The organism is Formosimonas limnophila (genome assembly GCF_014652675.1).
Classification (GTDB): domain Bacteria; phylum Pseudomonadota; class Gammaproteobacteria; order Burkholderiales; family Burkholderiaceae; genus Hydromonas; species Hydromonas limnophila.
Map to the genome: position 1 here is coordinate 48,322 of NZ_BMZG01000011.1, position 18,146 is coordinate 66,467.

14 protein-coding genes and 1 tRNA gene are annotated in these 18,146 nt (G+C 48.3%); 2 read left to right on the forward strand and 13 right to left on the reverse strand.

What is annotated here, in order from left to right:
* Positions 1-15: 15 nt before the first annotated feature.
* Positions 16-630 (reverse strand): DUF4254 domain-containing protein, encoded by a 615-nt coding sequence (locus tag IE082_RS09800; RefSeq protein ID WP_189493740.1) that lies wholly within the window; start codon positions 628-630, stop codon positions 16-18.
* Positions 631-650: 20 nt separating this feature from the next.
* On the reverse strand, positions 651-2,063 hold the full coding sequence (locus tag IE082_RS09805) for a phosphomannomutase/phosphoglucomutase (RefSeq protein ID WP_308429029.1): 1,413 nt from the start codon (positions 2,061-2,063) through the stop codon (positions 651-653).
* 133 nt (positions 2,064-2,196) lie between these two features.
* Between IE082_RS09805 and pgi the strand changes: the two genes are divergently transcribed.
* On the forward strand, positions 2,197-3,714 hold the full coding sequence (pgi, locus tag IE082_RS09810; protein ID WP_189493742.1) for a glucose-6-phosphate isomerase: 1,518 nt from the start codon (positions 2,197-2,199) through the stop codon (positions 3,712-3,714).
* 60 nt (positions 3,715-3,774) lie between these two features.
* Complete coding sequence (locus IE082_RS09815; RefSeq protein ID WP_189493743.1) at positions 3,775-4,878, forward strand: MraY family glycosyltransferase; 1,104 nt, start codon at positions 3,775-3,777, stop codon at positions 4,876-4,878.
* Positions 4,879-4,917: 39 nt separating this feature from the next.
* Here the strand turns inward: IE082_RS09815 and slmA are convergent, their stop codons facing one another.
* The 11 genes from slmA to IE082_RS09870 form a co-directional block, all read right to left on the reverse strand.
* The gene (gene slmA / locus IE082_RS09820; protein ID WP_189493744.1) at positions 4,918-5,529 is read right to left on the reverse strand and encodes a nucleoid occlusion factor SlmA; all 612 of its coding nucleotides are present in this window, start codon (positions 5,527-5,529) and stop codon (positions 4,918-4,920) included.
* A 138-nt stretch (positions 5,530-5,667) separates the two neighbouring features.
* Complete coding sequence (gene rpoC / locus IE082_RS09825; protein ID WP_189493745.1) at positions 5,668-9,903, reverse strand: DNA-directed RNA polymerase subunit beta'; 4,236 nt, start codon at positions 9,901-9,903, stop codon at positions 5,668-5,670.
* Between the two features lie 15 nt (positions 9,904-9,918).
* On the reverse strand, positions 9,919-14,043 hold the full coding sequence (gene rpoB / locus IE082_RS09830; protein WP_189493746.1) for a DNA-directed RNA polymerase subunit beta: 4,125 nt from the start codon (positions 14,041-14,043) through the stop codon (positions 9,919-9,921).
* A 349-nt stretch (positions 14,044-14,392) separates the two neighbouring features.
* Entirely contained in the window at positions 14,393-14,767 is a 375-nt protein-coding gene (gene rplL, locus IE082_RS09835; protein ID WP_189493747.1) for a 50S ribosomal protein L7/L12, read from the reverse strand.
* Positions 14,768-14,827: 60 nt separating this feature from the next.
* The gene (gene rplJ, locus IE082_RS09840; RefSeq protein WP_189493748.1) at positions 14,828-15,319 is read right to left on the reverse strand and encodes a 50S ribosomal protein L10; all 492 of its coding nucleotides are present in this window, start codon (positions 15,317-15,319) and stop codon (positions 14,828-14,830) included.
* A 308-nt stretch (positions 15,320-15,627) separates the two neighbouring features.
* Positions 15,628-16,323 (reverse strand): 50S ribosomal protein L1, encoded by a 696-nt coding sequence (rplA, locus tag IE082_RS09845; protein WP_189493749.1) that lies wholly within the window; start codon positions 16,321-16,323, stop codon positions 15,628-15,630.
* Positions 16,324-16,328: 5 nt separating this feature from the next.
* Positions 16,329-16,760, reverse strand: a complete 432-nt coding sequence (rplK, locus tag IE082_RS09850) for a 50S ribosomal protein L11 (protein ID WP_189493750.1) — start codon at positions 16,758-16,760, stop codon at positions 16,329-16,331.
* Positions 16,761-16,891: 131 nt separating this feature from the next.
* Positions 16,892-17,422: a transcription termination/antitermination protein NusG gene (gene nusG, locus IE082_RS09855; RefSeq protein ID WP_189493751.1), complete on the reverse strand. Its 531-nt coding sequence runs from the start codon at positions 17,420-17,422 to the stop codon at positions 16,892-16,894.
* A 9-nt stretch (positions 17,423-17,431) separates the two neighbouring features.
* Positions 17,432-17,815, reverse strand: a complete 384-nt coding sequence (gene secE, locus IE082_RS09860) for a preprotein translocase subunit SecE (RefSeq protein WP_189493752.1) — start codon at positions 17,813-17,815, stop codon at positions 17,432-17,434.
* A 38-nt stretch (positions 17,816-17,853) separates the two neighbouring features.
* A tRNA-Trp gene (locus IE082_RS09865) sits at positions 17,854-17,929 on the reverse strand.
* Between the two features lie 92 nt (positions 17,930-18,021).
* A partial coding sequence (locus IE082_RS09870; RefSeq protein ID WP_505706069.1) for an EF-Tu C-terminal domain-related protein occupies positions 18,022-18,146 on the reverse strand: 125 nt, incomplete at its 5' end.

An 18,146-nucleotide genomic window follows, 5' to 3' on the forward strand; every position in this document is an offset into this window, starting at 1 on the left:
TTTTTAACTCTACATTTATTTGGTTTCTTTAACCAACTCAGGGTTAAGCGTTTTGTCGTTGTACATTTTGAACTGACGATAAATTTTATAGTACGCGCGGCCAGCTTGCGCATCAGTCAACAACGCATCCAAACACCCACCCAAATCATTTCGCTGCTCAATGAGCGTCGCGAGTTTTTGCTCGCACGAGGCAATGTGGACAGCATCCACATCGGTACGCTGCGTTTGTGCGCGCATGGCTTTGATTTTCAAGCTCATGATGGACATGCGATCAATCATTGAGCCTGCGGTTTCAGAGTTCAGTCTCGCATCAGCTTGATGCGCGACATCGACGAGGCGCACGAGGATTTCTTCGTCCACGCGTTCTGTGGCGTCATTGCGAGCTTGGTTAAACCCGTCAATAGCGCGTTTGTTCTTGGCGATTTCATCGCCTGAGACGGTGGTACGACGAGCGAGATCCTCTTCTGCCCAAAGAGAAGCGTTATTAAAGTGATTGGTTTCAATCCATGCCCAAACACCCTCTGAAAACTGGCGTGGCACGTAGATGAAGTCAGCCCGTGCAAGACAGGCATCGTGAAATGCGATGACTTGGGTGGATGAAATATCGTGGAAAAATTCTGTGTGTGTCATAGGTATCCTTAGGTGAGTCATTAAAAGGGCAGTTTCGCATCAGGCTTTATTGCCAAAAATACGCCACGGAAATCATTTTGTATTCGCATCAGTGCGACTTCATCATCTGCCTCAAAACGCAGTACAATCACGGGCGTGGTGTTTGACGCGCGCGCAAGACCAAACCCATCAGCGTAGTCTGCGCGCACGCCGTCAATGGTGTTGATGGTCGCACCGTTGAAATTCGCACGCCGCTCGAATTGTTCAATCAACTGGCGGTTTTCACCCTCAGCCACAGGGATGTGTAACTCTGGCGTAGAAACGGCTTGCGGGAGTTGATTGAGCTTGTCAGTGATGGCATGCACGTCTGCAAGTTTTGACAACACTTCGAGTAGTCTCGCACCTGAGTAGAGGCCATCATCAAAGCCGCCCCAGCGGTCGTTGAAAAACAAATGCCCACTCATCTCACCACCGAAGGGTGCACCTGTTTCTTTGATTTTGACTTTCATAAACGAGTGGCCCGTTTTCCACATGACAGGCACACCGCCATGCCGCTCAATCAGAATTGCCAAGTGTGCGCTGCATTTAACGTCAAAAACAATTGGCGCACCAGGCTGGTCAGCCAAAACATCTTCAACAAACAACATGATTTGGCGGTCAGGATAAATGATATTACCTGTTTTCGTCACCACACCGAGTCGGTCGGCATCGCCATCGAATGCAAGACCGATTTCGGCATCGGTGTCGCGCAGTGCTTTTTGTAGATCAACGAGGTTTTTTTCGTCTGCTGGATCAGGGTGGTGGTTGGGAAAATTGCCATCGACATCGCAAAACAAATCAACCACGGTGCAACCCAATCGGCGGAACACTTCGACCGCCGCCACACCGCCGACACCATTGCCACAGTCAATCGCCACCGTCATTGGCCGAGCGAGTTGCACATCATGTGCAATCGCATCGATGTAAGCAGGCAAAATATTTTCTGCACGTATATCTCCTGCGACCGCTGCGGTGTGTAGCCTCCCGCTCAAAATCCGTTCGCGTAAATCCGTGATTTCGCCTGAGTTCAGTGTCGCGCCTGCAAGCATCATTTTCAAACCATTGTATTGCGGCGGATTGTGGCTGCCTGTAACGGCGACGCCCGAACCTGTCTCAAAATACTGCGTGGCAAAATACACCGTCGGCGTCGGAACCATACCGATGTCAATCACATCAACGCCCGCGAGCACAACCCCCGCAGACAAAGCACGCAGCAAGCGCTCACCCGAGAGCCGCCCATCACGCCCCAAAACCAGTGTCGCCACGCCCGCCTCGTACGCGAGCGTGCCCAACGCGTGGCCTATTTGACGCACGGCATCTTCGGTCAATGTCTCATCAACAATGCCACGAATGTCATTGGCTTTAAATATATGCGGCGATAACAATTGCTCAGCTCCTGAAATAGAGATGTTCACCCACTCAAATAAATATCCACACATTGTACCAATGTGTCGCCATTTATCCGCCGATTTTCGTTAAAATAACACGAGCCGCTCACCATCAAAGTCAAAAACGGCCAACAAACCAACAACCACATCGAGGGAAAATATGACAACCAGACAACCGACAGAGCAACCTGCATGGCAGCTACTGACCACTCACAAAACCCAAACCCCAGCCGTCCTCAAACAAGGCACATCGTACACAGCCAACGCAGCAGGCATTTCACTTGATTTTTCGCGTCAGTTCATTAACGACGACACACTGAATTTATTCGGCCAATTATTAGAACAACAAGACTGGAAAACATGGCAAGCGAAGATGTTCGGTGGCGAAGCGATTAACACATCAGAAAATCGCGCCGTGCTCCACGTTGCTCTGCGCGGCTCTTATAATGGCACCGACGCGGGAATCAACGACGAAGTGGCGCAAACCCAAAACAGCTTTTTTACCTTCGCCGAAGCAGTGCGCCGTGGCGAGATTAAAAGTCACACAGGCGAAGCATTCACTGACGTGATTAACCTCGGTATCGGTGGCTCTGACCTTGGGCCACGCCTCATCTGCCACGCACTGGCCGACCAAAACGCCACGCCGCGTGTGCACTTCGTCGCCAACCTTGACCCTGTTGAAATGCAACGAGTCCTGCACGGCTTAAACCCAACGACGACCTTATTCATTCTGTCGTCAAAAAGCTACTCCACTGTGGAAACCCAAGCGAACGCGGAAGCTGCCGTCGCTTGGCTAAGCGCAAACTCATCTGCTGACAAAGCTGCCATTAAAGCCGCACACTTTTGCGCCGTCTCAAACAACATCAAAGCCGTCAGCGCATGGGGCATCAACGTCGATCGCTGCTTTACCCTGCCTGAATGGGTCGGCGGTCGTTTTTCACTATGGTCAGCCGTTGGCCTGTCCATCGCCATGGCGATTGGTGAAAAAGGATTCCGAGAGCTGCTCGCAGGCGCGCATGAGATGGATCAGCATTTCCTCTGCGCACCATTGTCCGAAAACTTGCCTGCCCTGCTCGCCATCATCGGCATCTGGAACACCAACTTTCACGGTGCACAAACTCACGGTGTCATCATCTACTCCGAACGCCTGCGCTACCTGCCCGACTATTTGCAACAATTAGAAATGGAGTCGAACGGCAAATGCGTGGACAAAGATGGTCAACCAGTTAGCTACGCTACCTCACCTGTACTATTCGGCGGCTTGGGCACGACCACCCAACACAGCTTTTTCCAAATGCTGCATCAAGGCACACACCTCGTGCCACTGGACATCATCAGCCTATCGGCCACACGCGCCATTCGCAGTCACGACGGCGACACACGCGCTGATGATTTACTCCTGTTCGCAAAAGCACAATCCGACGCTCTCGCCTACGGCATTGCCGCGCTGCCCGCCAGCCTACGCGATGCATGGCAAACCAAACCCAGCTACAGTCACTTCCCTGCGAATCGACCGAATAGCCGCATCCACCTCGAAGCACTCACTCCAAAAACTCTGGGGGCATTAATTGCTATGTATGAACACAAAACGTTCTTGCAAGGGGTTGTGTGGCACGTCAACAGTTTTGACCAATGGGGCGTTGAGTTGGGCAAAGTCATGTTTGGGGCGATGAAATAAATGCGTCGTGTGGAGATGTGCAGGCATCTCCATCGTTTGTTTTAATGAGAGTGTGAATTCATGAGCTATTTTGTCGTTGCGTTTTTGTTGTCTTTTTTAACTACGATGTGGCTGGTACACAGCCACCATCTGCACAGCCACATCTCGCACGACCATGACTTGAGTGGTCCTCAAAAATTCCATGAAAATCCCGTGCCACGCATCGGAGGTGTGGGTATTGCAGTGGGCTTGGCTGGGTTCGCTATTTTGGCGCTACTGCGGAATCATCCACAAGCAAGTTTATTAACCACACTGCTCATTTGTGCACTACCTGCTTTTTTTGCGGGAATTTTAGAAGACACCACCAAGCGCGTCTCACCGATGTGGCGTCTCTTATCCACCGCAGTATCCGCAATCCTTGCCAGCGCACTGCTCAAAGCCACCATTGATCGACTCGACATTTGGGGGTTGGATGCGCTGATGAGCATCAGCATTGTTGGTATTGTATTCACAGCTTTCTGTGTTTCAGGCATTGCCAATGCCGTAAACATCATTGATGGCTTTAATGGATTGTCCTCCGTCGTGGTATGCACGATGCTGCTCTCGTTGGTATATGTCGCCTTCAGTGTCAATGACTCAATGGTGCTGTCCTGCTCTCTCGCACTCATTGGGGCAATTATCGGATTTTTCTTATGGAATTATCCCTCTGGCAATATTTTTTTGGGGGACGGTGGTGCCTATTTGATTGGTTTTTTGGTAGCTGATTTGGCAGTGATTTTGGTCAATCGGCATCCCAGTGTATCGGCATGGTATCCTGTATTGCTGTTTATGTATCCCTTGGTTGAAACGTTGTTTTCTATTTATCGCCGCCGATTCATCAAGAAACAAGCCGCCAGCGTACCTGATGGCGTGCATCTACACAGCCTACTTTATCGTCGTATGATTCGCTGGACGTTAGGCTTCCAACATATTTCTGCGGAACAAAGAAACGCCATGACATCCCCTTATTTGTGGGTTTTGTCCTCAATGGCCGTTGTGCCTGCCACATTATTTGCACAGCACACTTGGGTGCTGATTGCATTCTCTTTGTTATTTATTTTTAGTTATGTTTGGATTTATTGGCGATTGGTTCGATTCAAATCACCGATGTGGCTCAATTGGCTCTATTCGCATCGCAAAAAATGAAAAAACCGATGATTCGTCATCGGTTTTTTTATCAAGCCTCTAACGCTGCCACCCCAGCATAAACCAGACGTCATCAAAACCATCCGTGGGCAAACGCGTGAAACCACTTCGCACATAAGCATGCCAGCGCCCCATCAACCAAGCACTCAAAAACTCGCTGTATACCGCCACATCAGTGATGGGTTGCCACGTATTTTCTGCTGTGGCATTTCGCAGTGTTTGCTTCATCGTGGCAGACAAACGCTCAAGTAATTGAGTCACTCGTTGTTGCAAACGCTCATGTTCATGCATTAGGGCATCACCAATGAGCACGCGCACCATACCTGGGTTCTTTTGAGCAAACACCAATTGCACATGAATCATTTTTTTGAGTTGTTCCATTGCACTTGCATCTGACTGGGCGATTTGATTGAGCAAGCCAAACAGACTTGCCTCAATGAACTCAATCAATCCTTCAAACATCTGAGCTTTGCTGGCAAAGTGCCGATACAGAGCCGCTTCAGAAACACCGATGGTTTTGGCTAAGCCTGCCGTGGTGATTTTATCACCAGCGGGATTCTCCAACATCTGCGCCAGCGTCTGTAAAATCTGAATGCGTCGCTCACCTTTTGCAGGTCGTGGCTTTTTAAGTTCTGCTGTGTTTGATTCCATATCGTTCTCTCTTTTGAATGAGCGAAATTGTAACTGATTCGGGCACGCAATCAATGAATTGCATGACGTTTTTACAAAATTATGTTCAAAAAAAACACCCCCAGCAAAGCGGGGGTGTTTTTATCTTGCTACAACCAATTACTCAGCAGTTGGCGCTTCTGGTAATTCAGAGGCTTGGGTAAAGTCCAAGACCTCTTCAGCCACTTCAAATAGCTCTGCTTCTTTTTGCGCACGATTTTGTTCATGGATTTTCTTGTTGACACGGGCTTTATGGAATGCCAAGCCTGTACCAGCAGGAATCAATCGACCCACGATGACGTTTTCTTTCAAACCGCGTAAATCATCGCGTTTGCCCATAATCGCAGCTTCTGTCAAGACACGTGTAGTCTCTTGGAACGATGCCGCAGAGATGAACGAGTCAGTTGACAACGACGCTTTGGTAATACCGAGCAATACGTTGACATACTTCGCAGGCAAACCACCTTCCGCTTCTACGCGTTCGTTTTCAATCAACATTTCAGAGCGTTCCACTTGCTCACCTTGGATGAACTTAGTTGAGCCCGCCTCGGTAATTTGAACACGACGCAACATCTGACGCACAATCACTTCAATGTGCTTGTCATTGATCTTCACACCTTGCAAGCGATAAACGTCTTGCACCTCATCAACAATATAAGTCGCCAAGGCTTCAATGCCTAACAAACGCAAAATGTCTTGTGGATCGGCAGGCCCTTCAATGATGACCTCACCTTTATTCACCACCTGACCGTCATGCACAGACAAGTGTTTGTCCTTAGCGATCAAAAACTCGTGCATTTGACCATCCAAATCCGTGATGACCAAACGTTGCTTACCACGGGTTTCTTTACCGAAGGTAATCGTACCTGTCACCTCTGCGAGCATACCCGCGTCTTTTGGTGAACGCGCTTCAAACAACTCGGCCACACGCGGCAGACCACCGGTAATATCACGGGTTTTTTGCGATTCCATTGGAATACGCGCCAAAACCTCACCCTTACCCACTTGCTGACCATCACGAATCATGATGAGCGCACCAACTTGGAAACCAATGGTCACAGGATGTTCTGTGCCAGGGATTTTCACTTCTTCGCCCGCATCATTGATCAATTTGACCTGTGGACGCACCACTTTGCTGGTTGAGCTACCTCGACGTTTCGGATCAATCGCCACCAAAGTTGACAAGCCAGTCACCTCATCGATTTGCTTGGCAACGGTCACACCTTCTTCGATATTCTCAAACTTAATCGTACCTGCATACTCAGTGATAATCGGACGCGTCAATGGATCCCATGTCGCCAACTGTGTACCCGCTTTGATCTGTGCACCATCAACAAACAATAATGTGGCACCGTACGGCAATTTATGACGCTCGCGTTCACGGCCATAATCATCAGCGATCAACACTTCACCTGAGCGAGAAATCACAATCTGCTCACCTTTGGTATTGGTCACATAACGCATGGTGTTGGTAAAGCGCAAAGTACCGTTCGATTTGGCTTCAACGCTTGACGCAACCGCTGCACGCTGCGCCGCACCACCAATGTGGAATGTACGCATCGTCAACTGTGTCCCAGGTTCACCAATCGATTGAGCAGCGATCACACCCACCGCTTCACCTTTGTTCACCAAGCCGCCACGACCCAAATCACGGCCATAGCACTTCGCGCACAAACCATAGCGTGTATCGCAGGTCAATGCGGTGCGGACTTTGACTTCGTCGATGCCGAGTTTTTCGATCAATTCAACGTGGTCTTCTTCGAGCAATGTGCCCGCTTCAAACACCGTTTCTTGTGTTTCAGGATTAATCACATCGGCGGCTGCGACACGACCAAAGATACGTTCGCGCAACGCTTCAATGACTTCACCCCCCTCAACCAGAGCCTTCATCGCCACACCGTTTTCGGTGCCGCAATCGTCCTCAACCACGACCAAGTCCTGAGTCACGTCCACCAAACGACGCGTCAAGTAACCAGAGTTCGCTGTTTTCAGAGCGGTATCGGCCAAACCTTTACGCGCACCGTGCGTTGAGTTGAAGTACTGGAGTACGTTCAAACCTTCGCGGAAGTTCGCAGTAATCGGCGTTTCAATGATCGAGCCATCAGGTTTTGCCATCAAACCACGCATACCCGCGAGCTGACGAATCTGAGCTGCTGAACCACGCGCACCTGAGTCCGCCATCATGTAAATCGCGTTGAATGACTCTTCGCGCGTTTCATTGCCATGGCGGTCAATCACTGGGTCAGTTGACAAGTGCTCCATCATCGCCTTACCGACTTGGTCAGAGGCACGCCCCCAGATGTCGATGACTTTGTTGTAGCGCTCACCCGCTGTCACAAGACCTGATGCGTATTGTTGCTGAATTTCTTTAACTTCAGCAGAAGCCGCATTGATCAAGTCTTCTTTGACACTTGGCACGAGCATGTCGTCGATCGCGATTGAAATACCCGCGAGTGTTGCCAAATTAAAGCCATTGGACTTGAGTCGGTCAGCAAACAAAACAGTTTCGTTCAAACCACATTTGCGGAATACCAACGTGATCAGTTTAGAAATTTCTTTTTTCTTGAGCGTTTTGTTCATGACTTCGAACGACAAACCCGCTGGCAAGATTTCAGACAAAAACGAACGACCCACAGTGGTTTCGTAGCGTTTCAAGCGCGTGGTGCGCTCCTCTGTTTCTGGATCGATGTCCACTTCGGCAATACGCGTGGTGATGCGTGTGGTCAAGGCCACCTCACCCGCCTCATAAGCACGACGCACTTCGTTCACGTCAGCGAAGAACATGCCCTCGCCTTTGCCATTGGTTTTCGCACGTGTCGCGTAGTACAGACCCAAGACAATGTCTTGAGACGGCACAACAGATGGCTCACCAGACGCAGGGAACATGATGTTGTTCGACGCGAGCATGAGTGTGCGCGCTTCAGTTTGTGCTTCGAGCGAGAGAGGGACGTGAACCGCCATTTGGTCACCGTCAAAGTCGGCATTGAATGCCGCACAGACGAGTGGGTGCAGCTGGATCGCTTTGCCTTCAATCAAGACAGGCTCAAACGCTTGAATACCCAAACGGTGCAAGGTTGGAGCACGATTCAACAACACTGGATGTTCACGAATGACTTCTTCGAGAATATCCCAAACCACTGGCTCTTGCATCTCGACCATGCGTTTGGCTGTTTTAATGGTGTTGGCCAAGCCTTGAATTTCGAGCTTGTTGTAAATAAATGGTTTGAACAACTCCAACGCCATCAATTTCGGTAAACCACATTGATGTAATTTAAGCTGAGGACCAACCACAATCACTGAACGACCTGAGTAATCGACACGTTTACCCAACAAGTTTTGACGGAAACGACCGCCCTTACCTTTGATCATATCGGCCAAAGATTTCAACGCGCGTTTGTTCGCACCCGCCATGGCTTTACCGCGACGACCGTTGTCGAGCAATGAATCGACCGCTTCTTGCAACATACGCTTTTCATTGCGCGTGATGATTTCTGGTGCGCGCAATTCGAGCAAACGTTTCAAACGGTTATTACGATTGATCACACGACGATACAAATCGTTCAAATCCGATGTCGCAAAACGACCACCATCCAATGGAACCAATGGACGTAAATCTGGTGGCAATACAGGCAAAACCTCCATCACCATCCATTCAGGCTTGATGCCTGAGCGTTGGAATGCTTCCAAGATTTTTAAACGTTTGGCGATTTTCTTGATTTTTGCGTCACTTGAAGTCGCTTGCAAATCAGCGCGCAGCTTCTCGATGTCCGCCTGAGTGTCCATGTTTTGCAACAACTCACGAATACCTTCTGCCCCCATCAAAGCACGGAACTCATCGCCATACTCTTCGGTTTTTGCATGAAAGTCGTCTTCGGTCATGATTTGGCAACGCTTCAATGGCGTCATGCCTGGCTCAATCACCACGTATGCTTCAAAGTACAAAACACGTTCAATGTCACGCAACGTCATGTCCAAAACCATACCAAGGCGTGAAGGCAAAGATTTCAAAAACCAAATGTGTGAGACAGGCGCAGCCAGCTCGATGTGACCCATGCGGTCACGGCGAACTTTGGTCAAAGTGACCTCAACGCCACAACGCTCACAAATGACACCACGGTGTTTGAGGCGTTTGTATTTGCCGCACAAGCATTCGTAGTCTTTAATCGGGCCAAAGATTTTCGCGCAGAACAAACCGTCGCGCTCAGGTTTAAACGTGCGGTAGTTAATCGTTTCTGGCTTTTTGACTTCGCCAAAAGACCATGAACGGATTTTTTCAGGTGAAGCCAGTCCGATTTTAATGGCTTCAAAATTGTCGTCCTGTTGGACTTGCTTAAATAAGTCGAGCAATGCTTTCATAATTTCACGCTCCTATTAGTTTCGTTCTAAATCAATGTCAACGCCCAGTGAGCGAATCTCTTTGACCAATACATTGAATGACTCTGGCATACCTGCATCGATTTCGTGCTCGCCTTTGACCAAGTTGTCATACATTTTCGTACGACCATTGATGTCATCGGATTTGACTGTCAACATCTCTTGCAAGATGTATGACGCGCCGTATGCTTCAAGTGCCCACACCTCCATCTCACCGAAACGCTGACCACCGAACTGCGCTTTACCGCCGAGTGGCTGCTGCGTGACCAAAGAGTATGGACCAGTTGAACGCGCGTGCATTTTGTCATCGACCAAGTGATGCAGTTTCAAAACGTGCATGTAGCCAACGGTGACATGGCGCTCAAATGCATCACCTGTGCGGCCATCATACAAGCGCACTTGGGTTTTGCTTGGCGTGAAACCACGCAATGCCGTCGCAGGATCATCATCAGGGAATGCCAAATCGAGCATTTTGCGAATTTCTTTTTCAGACGCACCATCAAAGACGGGGGTCGCGAATGGCACACCGTTTTTCAGGTTGTGCGCCAAATTCACAATTTCTTCATCAGTCAAGGAGTCGATATCAGCGGCTTGGCCTGACGTGTTGTAAATTTCATTCAAGAATTTACGCAGTTTTTCAACCTTAACTTGCTCAGCAAGCATCTTATCAATGCGCCAGCCCAAGCCTTTGGCCGCCCAGCCCAAATGCACTTCGAGGACCTGACCCACGTTCATACGTGATGGAACACCCAATGGGTTCAAAACGATATCCACGGGTGTACCGTCAGCCATGTGCGGCATATCTTCAACCGGGACGATGCGAGATACCACACCTTTGTTACCGTGACGACCCGCCATTTTGTCACCTGGTTGCAAACGGCGTTTTACAGCCAAATACACCTTGACCATTTTGATGACACCTGCTTGCAAATCATCGCCTTGCGTGAGTTTTTTGCGTTTTTCTTCAAAAGCGTTATTGAACTGCGCACGCTTTTGTTCGAGTGATTCACGAACCGCTTCCATTGCTGTTGCAGAGGCGTCATCAGCCAAACGAATATCAAACCATTTGTACTTATCAGCCAAATCGTGCAAGTAGTCTTTGGTTATCGTCGCGCCTTTGGCCAACTTATTCGGGCCGCCGTTGGCGATTTTATTCGTCAACATTTTTTCGAGGCGGATGAATGCATCGCCTTCAACGATACGCATTTGATCGTTCAAATCATGACGATAACGATTCAGCTCTTCTTGAATGATTGACTCAGCACGCGCATCACGCTGTGTGCCCTCGCGAGTAAAGACTTGGACGTCAATCACCGTACCCGTCGTGCCACCAGGAACGCGCAAAGAAGTGTCTTTCACATCAGAGGCTTTTTCACCGAAAATCGCACGCAAGAGTTTTTCTTCAGGGGTTAATTGTGTTTCGCCTTTGGGGGTGACTTTACCCACCAACACGTCGCCCGCTTGCACTTCAGCGCCAATGTGGATAATGCCTGACTCATCCAAACGAGACAGCTGTGCTTCTGCCAAATTAGAAATATCGCGTGTGATGTCTTCCGCACCGAGCTTTGTATCACGAGCGACCACTGACAACTCTTCGATATGAATCGATGTGTAACGATCATCAGCCACCACTTTTTCGGAGATCAAAATCGAGTCCTCGAAGTTGTAACCATTCCAAGGCATGAACGCAACCATCATGTTTTGACCCAAAGCCAATTCACCTAAGTCAGTTGATGCACCGTCAGCAATCACATCACCACGCGCAACCACGTCGCCTTTTTTGACAATTGGACGTTGGTTGATGTTGGTGTTTTGGTTCGAGCGTGTGTATTTAATCATGCTGTAAATATCCACGCCCACCTCACCAGCAACTGCTTCGTCGTCATTCACACGAATCACCACACGGTTCGCATCAACGTAGTCAACCACACCACCACGAATCGCTTGTACCGCAGTACCCGAGTCAACCGCTACAGTACGCTCAATGCCCGTACCCACAACCGCTTTCTCAGCGCGTAAGCAAGGAACGGCTTGACGTTGCATGTTCGAGCCCATCAATGCACGGTTCGCGTCATCGTGTTCAAGGAACGGGATTAATGATGCCGCTGCAGAAACAATTTGTGATGGCGCAACGTCCATGTACTGAATACGGTCTGGCGTAACAAGCATCGATTCACCCGCTTCACGAGCCGAGACCAATTCGTCGGTCAATTTACCGTTTTTATCGAGCGTCGCATTGGCCTGTGCAATGACATATTTACCCTCTTCAATCGCTGACAAATAGTCAATTTGATCGGTCACTTTTTGATCAATCACGCGACGATAAGGTGTTTCTAAGAAACCATATTCGTTCAAACGTGCATAAATCGACATTGAGTTAATCAAACCAATGTTTGGACCCTCTGGTGTTTCAATCGGGCACACACGACCATAATGCGTTGGATGAACGTCACGCACCTCAAAACCAGCACGCTCACGCGTCAAACCGCCTGGGCCAAGTGCGGAGACACGACGCTTGTGCGTGATCTCTGATAACGGATTGGTTTGATCCATAAATTGAGACAGTTGGCTTGAGCCAAAGAACTCTTTGATCGCCGACGAAATCGGTTTAGAGTTAATCAAATCATGCGGCAATAAACCTTCTGATTCAGCTTGCGCCAAACGCTCTTTGACCGCACGCTCAACACGCGCCAAGCCAGAACGGAATTGGTTTTCAGTCAATTCGCCAACACAACGCACGCGACGATTACCCAAGTGATCGATGTCATCAACCTCACCTTTGCCATTGCGTAAATCAACCAAAGTTTGAATCACATCCAAGATGTCTTGATTATCCAAGGTCATTGAGCCTTCATCAGAATCACGACCCAAACGACGATTGAATTTCATGCGACCAACGCGTGACAAATCGTAGGCATCTTCTGAATAGAACAAACGATTGAACAAAGCCTCAACCGCATCTTCAGTCGGTGGCTCACCAGGACGCATCATGCGATAAATGGCAATACGCGCGGCATTTTGGTCAGCAGTCTCGTCCAAACGCAGAGCACTGGAGATGAATGGACCATGATCCAACTCATTGGTATAAAGTGTTTCGAGCTCTTTGATGCCGGCAGCGCGCAATTTTTTTAGCAATTCTTCAGTCAGCTCAGCATTCGCATTCGCAATCACTTCACCTGTTGAACCATCAATCACATTTTTCGCTAAAACTTGACCCAGCAGAAAATCTTCAGGCACAGTGATTTCTTTGAGGCCTGATTTTTCAATATCGCGGATGTGCTTACCTGTGATGCGCTTGTCACGTGCCACAAGCACATTACCAGACTTGTCCACAATATCAAAACGCGCCACTTCACCTCGCAAGCGCTCAAGCAGCACTGGTGTACGTGCACCTTCTGCAGCCAAAGTCACTTGATTAAACTCAAAGAATTTCGCCAAAATTTCTTCTGGTGTCATGCCAATCGCTTTGAGCAAAATCGTGACAGGCATTTTACGGCGACGATCCACACGGAAATACAGCACATCTTTCGCATCAAACTCAAAATCGAGCCAAGAACCACGGTAAGGAATAATACGCGCAGAGAACAGCAACTTACCTGAGCTGTGTGTTTTGCCTTTGTCATGTTCAAAAAATACACCTGGCGAGCGATGCAACTGAGACACAATCACACGCTCAGTGCCATTAATCACAAAGGAGCCTGTATTTGTCATCAAAGGCATTTCACCCATGTAGACTTCTTGTTCTTTGATTTCTTTGATGGTTGGTTTTGACGCTTCTTTATCCATCAACACCAAACGCACTTTTGCACGCAAGGCTGAGCAGTATGTCAAGCCACGTTGTTGACATTCTTTCACATCAAACACAGGGTCAGCGAGCTGATAAGACACGAACTCGAGACGCGCCATGCCATTGTGCGACTCAATCGGGAAAATAGAGGTAAATGCGGCTTGCAAACCAGTGTTGCTGCGCTCCATCGGCGCAACATGGGCTTGCAAAAATTCAAAAAATGAACGCAGTTGTGTTTCTAATAAGTAGGGAACTTCTTGCACCACTTCACGTTTCGCAAAACTTTTGCGAATACGCTTCTTCTCGGTGTATGAGTAAGCTTGGGCTTGAGCCATGAATCACTCCAAAGGGTCTTGCACGAACACAATTCACACTGATGCACGAATCGCTGCACAAGGGGTTGACGTTGACTGGCGGATGAACATTTGGTGCTTGGCCACTACCAAGCGCTGGCGGACGACGCGTCTAAGCAGGTTTTGGGATGAACGTTACACAGGATGCAACACCCGAACCATGGACAAAAACGAGCCCGACCAAAGGCTATTTTCTTGCAGTCGATTAAGAAAATAAAACTCAAAACTCGTCAAACATTCGTTCAAACAAGTACTGAATTTTAGTATCTCATTAGACGGGAAAAGGCTGAGTGCGTCGCACCCAGCCTCAACCCAGAAGAACAAACTCGAATTACTTGAGTTCCGCTTTCGCGCCAGCTTCTTCCAATTTCTTTTTAGCTGCTTCAGCATCTGCTTTAGGAGCAGCTTCTTTAACAGTTTTCGGTGCGCCATCAACAAGGTCTTTGGCTTCTTTCAAGCCCAAACCAGTGATTTCACGAACTGCTTTGATCACAGATACTTTATTCGCGCCAGCGTCAGTCAACACCACGTCAAAATCAGTTTTCTCTTCCGCAGCGGCTGCACCTGCACCACCAGCTGCAGGACCAGCTGATACAGCTGCGGCTGATACGCCGAATTTTTCTTCGAATGCTGATACCAAGTCATTCAAATCCATTACTGACATTGCCGATACGGCTTCCAAAATGTCGTCTTTAGTAACTGCCATGTTAAACTCCAATAATTAATGTATCGAGAAACATCTCGATGAAATAGTTAAACGCAAAATTTAAGCTTCTGCTTTTTGTGCCGCAACTGCGCCCAAAGCGCGAGCCATTTTCGACACCGGCGCTTTCATCACGTAAGCCAATTTCGCCAACAATTCGTCGCGACTTGGAATGCTTGCCAACGCTTTAATGCCAGCTTGATCGAGCAAAGAGCCGTTGTAAACGCCTGCTTTCAAGACCAGCTTATCATTGGTTTTAGCAAAATCATTCAAGACTTTGGCTGCTGCAACAGCATCTTCAGAGATGCTATAGAGCAAAGGCCCAGTCAAGTCGTTTGACAAAGATTCAAACGAAGTACCCGCAATAGCACGACGTGCCAATGTGTTTTTCAACACACGAATTTGTACGCCTTGCTCACGAGCTGTTTTACGTAATGTAGTTAAAGCAGCAACGCCAACCCCACGATATTCAGCCACGGCCACGGTTTGTGCGTTAGCAATTAACGCACTCACGTCTGACACGACGACTTTTTTACCTTCAAGATTTAATGCCACAATAGTGCTCCTACAAGGTTAATAGAATGTTATGAAAACTCATAACGCCCAACGACTAACCGAGGTTTTTGGCTTTAAATATAAATATCAAAATACAAAAACGGATTCGGGGTCGCATTCTGCGTTGGCAGCTTCATTGCTTTTTAAAAATGATTTAAAGAAGCATCAAAGCGATTAAATTCAATATTTCAACTGAAAACCAACGGTCTTTGAAAGCTCGCCATCTATTTGATTACCTCAAACAAACAGCGACCCAAAGTTCAGAAAGCAAACTCACTGATTATTAATGAGTTTGCAAATTTTATGACTTAGCCTGCAATCGAGCCTGAGTCCACTGTTACACCAACGCCCATGGTTGATGAAACAGCAACTTTACGAATGTACACGCCTTTGCTTGATGCTGGCTTGAGCTTGGTCAATTCAGCGATTAAAGCCGCCAAGTTTGATTTCAACGCAGCCACTTCGAAGTTCGCACGACCGATAGTTGCATGGATGATACCGCCTTTGTCCACACGGAACTGTACTTGACCCGCTTTCGCGTTTTTCACAGCCGTTTCAACGTCTGGTGTCACAGTACCGACCTTCGGGTTTGGCATCAAACCACGAGGACCCAAGACTTGGCCCAACGTACCAACCACACGCATAGCGTCTGGTGTCGCGATGACGATATCGAAATCCATTTGACCCGCTTTAACTTGTTCAGCCAAGTCTTCCATACCGACGATGTCTGCACCTACGGCTTTAGCGATTTCCGCTTTTTCGCCTTGAGCAAATACCGCAACACGCACTGATTTACCCGTGCCTGCTGGCAACACAACAGAACCACGCACAGTTTGGTCAGATTTCTTAGGATCAACACCGAGCTTAACAGCAACGTCGATAGACTCAACGAATTTAGCTGTAGCGCATTCTTTCATCAAGCTCAACGCTTCATCAGCCGCGTATGATTTGCTGCGGTCGATTTTTGCTGCCAATGTTTTTTGACGTTTGGTTAATTTAGCCATGATGATTACACTCCTTCAACCGTGATGCCCATGCTGCGCGCGCTACCAGCGATGGTGCGTACAGCCGCGTCCAAATCAGCTGCCGTGAGATCAGGCTGCTTGGTTTTAGCGATTTCTTCCGCTTGTTCGCGAGTGATTTTCGCCACTTTGTCCGAATGAGGACGCGCTGAACCTTTGGTAATTTTTGCAGCACGTTTGAGCAACACCGTGGCTGGCGTTGTTTTCATCACGAAGGTGAAACTCTTGTCTGCGAAAGCGGTAATCACAACAGGAACTGGTAAGCCTGGTTCCATACTTTGAGTCGCTGCATTAAATGCTTTACAGAACTCCATGATATTGAGACCACGTTGACCCAATGCTGGACCAACTGGGGGAGACGGGTTTGCTTTGCCCGCTGGGATTTGCAGCTTAATAAAGCCGATAATCTTTTTTGCCATTTTACACCTCTAAAGTGAGTGGTAACGCTAGTTCGGCAATCAACAATTGCCTACTAAAGCTCCTCTTGCAATCCATTTTTAACCAGCCTGAAAACCAGTCTAGGCAGAATCACTTAACCTATTATTTATTTTTAAATCAGCTTTTCAACCTGATCAAAACCAAGCTCAACGGGCGTCGCACGCCCGAAAATCGTCACATTCACGCGCAGCTTGTTACGCTCGTAATTGACTTCATCAATATGTCCATTGAAGTCCGCAAAAGGTCCTTCTGATACACGCACTTCTTCGCCCACCTCAAATTGAACCTTGGGTCGTGGGCGATCGCCAGTCATGTGAGATAAAATCTTTTCAACATCCGCAGTAGGTATGGCATGAGGCTTATTGCCCACACCGCCCACAAAACCTGAGACTTTTGGTGTGCTTTTCACCAAGTGCCACGTCTCATCAGTCATGGCCATCTCAATCAGCACATAACCTGGATACAAACGTCGCTCAACCACCACACGTTTGCCATTACGCATCTCGACCACTTCCTCCGAAGGAACGAGAATACGACCAAACAAATCACCAAATTCAGAACGGGCAATACGCTCAGTGAGGGCACGCTCTACATTTTTTTCCATGCTCGAATAAGCTTGGATGAAGTACCAACGTTTTTCCATGCTCATTCCTTAAACCACAAACAGACGCAAAATCTCAGAGATAGTAGTATCAACCGCCCAAACAAAAAGCCCAACCACCACCACGAAAGCGAAAACCACACCAGTCATTTGCAAAACCTCTTTGCGCGTCGGCCAAACCACCTTACGAGCTTCACGGAAAGACTCTTGTGAAAAGACCATAAATGTCTTACCTGTTGGCGATACAAAAAACGATACAATCGCCAAAATAAAACCAACAGCGAGAATCACAGGTTTCGCGTATGCAGGCAAAGCGGCGCCTAACAACTGAGGCGCGAAAAAATAGGCCAAAAATGCGGCCGCCAAAATAACAATTGACGCCCAGATTCCCCAATTCGAGGAGCGGACGTCAGAAATTTCTTGAGTTTGAGACATAGCCTCTTTCTCTACATAACGTATTTAGTTTTTCGCTGTGGCAGGGGCAGAGGGTCTCGAACCCCCAACCTACGGTTTTGGAGACCGTCACTCTACCAATTGAGCTATGCCCCTACACCGAAAAACACTATTTTAAAACAGAAGCGGGATTCTAACACACTTATAGAATCCCGTCTATGGGTTGCCGCCCAAAGACGGCACATCAATTACGCGTTAATTTTAGCCACAACACCCGCGCCGACGGTACGACCGCCTTCACGAATCGCAAAGCGCAAACCTTCTTCCATCGCGATAGGTGCGATGAGTTTAACGCTGATTGATACGTTGTCAC

What these genes read in the sequence shown, in the direction of transcription:
- nusG (WP_189493751.1), bottom strand. Translation starts at nt 17,422, where the DNA reads ATGGAAAAACGTTGGTACTTCATCCAAGCTTATTCGAGCATGGAAAAA.
- secE (WP_189493752.1), bottom strand. Translation starts at nt 17,815, where the DNA reads ATGTCTCAAACTCAAGAAATTTCTGACGTCCGCTCCTCGAATTGGGGA.
- rpoC (WP_189493745.1), bottom strand. Translation starts at nt 9,903, where the DNA reads ATGAAAGCATTGCTCGACTTATTTAAGCAAGTCCAACAGGACGACAAT.
- IE082_RS09800 (WP_189493740.1), bottom strand. Translation starts at nt 630, where the DNA reads ATGACACACACAGAATTTTTCCACGATATTTCATCCACCCAAGTCATC.
- slmA (WP_189493744.1), bottom strand. Translation starts at nt 5,529, where the DNA reads ATGGAATCAAACACAGCAGAACTTAAAAAGCCACGACCTGCAAAAGGT.
- IE082_RS09815 (WP_189493743.1), top strand. Translation starts at nt 3,775, where the DNA reads ATGAGCTATTTTGTCGTTGCGTTTTTGTTGTCTTTTTTAACTACGATG.
- rplA (WP_189493749.1), bottom strand. Translation starts at nt 16,323, where the DNA reads ATGGCTAAATTAACCAAACGTCAAAAAACATTGGCAGCAAAAATCGAC.
- rplL (WP_189493747.1), bottom strand. Translation starts at nt 14,767, where the DNA reads ATGGCAGTTACTAAAGACGACATTTTGGAAGCCGTATCGGCAATGTCA.
- rplK (WP_189493750.1), bottom strand. Translation starts at nt 16,760, where the DNA reads ATGGCAAAAAAGATTATCGGCTTTATTAAGCTGCAAATCCCAGCGGGC.
- pgi (WP_189493742.1), top strand. Translation starts at nt 2,197, where the DNA reads ATGACAACCAGACAACCGACAGAGCAACCTGCATGGCAGCTACTGACC.
- rpoB (WP_189493746.1), bottom strand. Translation starts at nt 14,043, where the DNA reads ATGGCTCAAGCCCAAGCTTACTCATACACCGAGAAGAAGCGTATTCGC.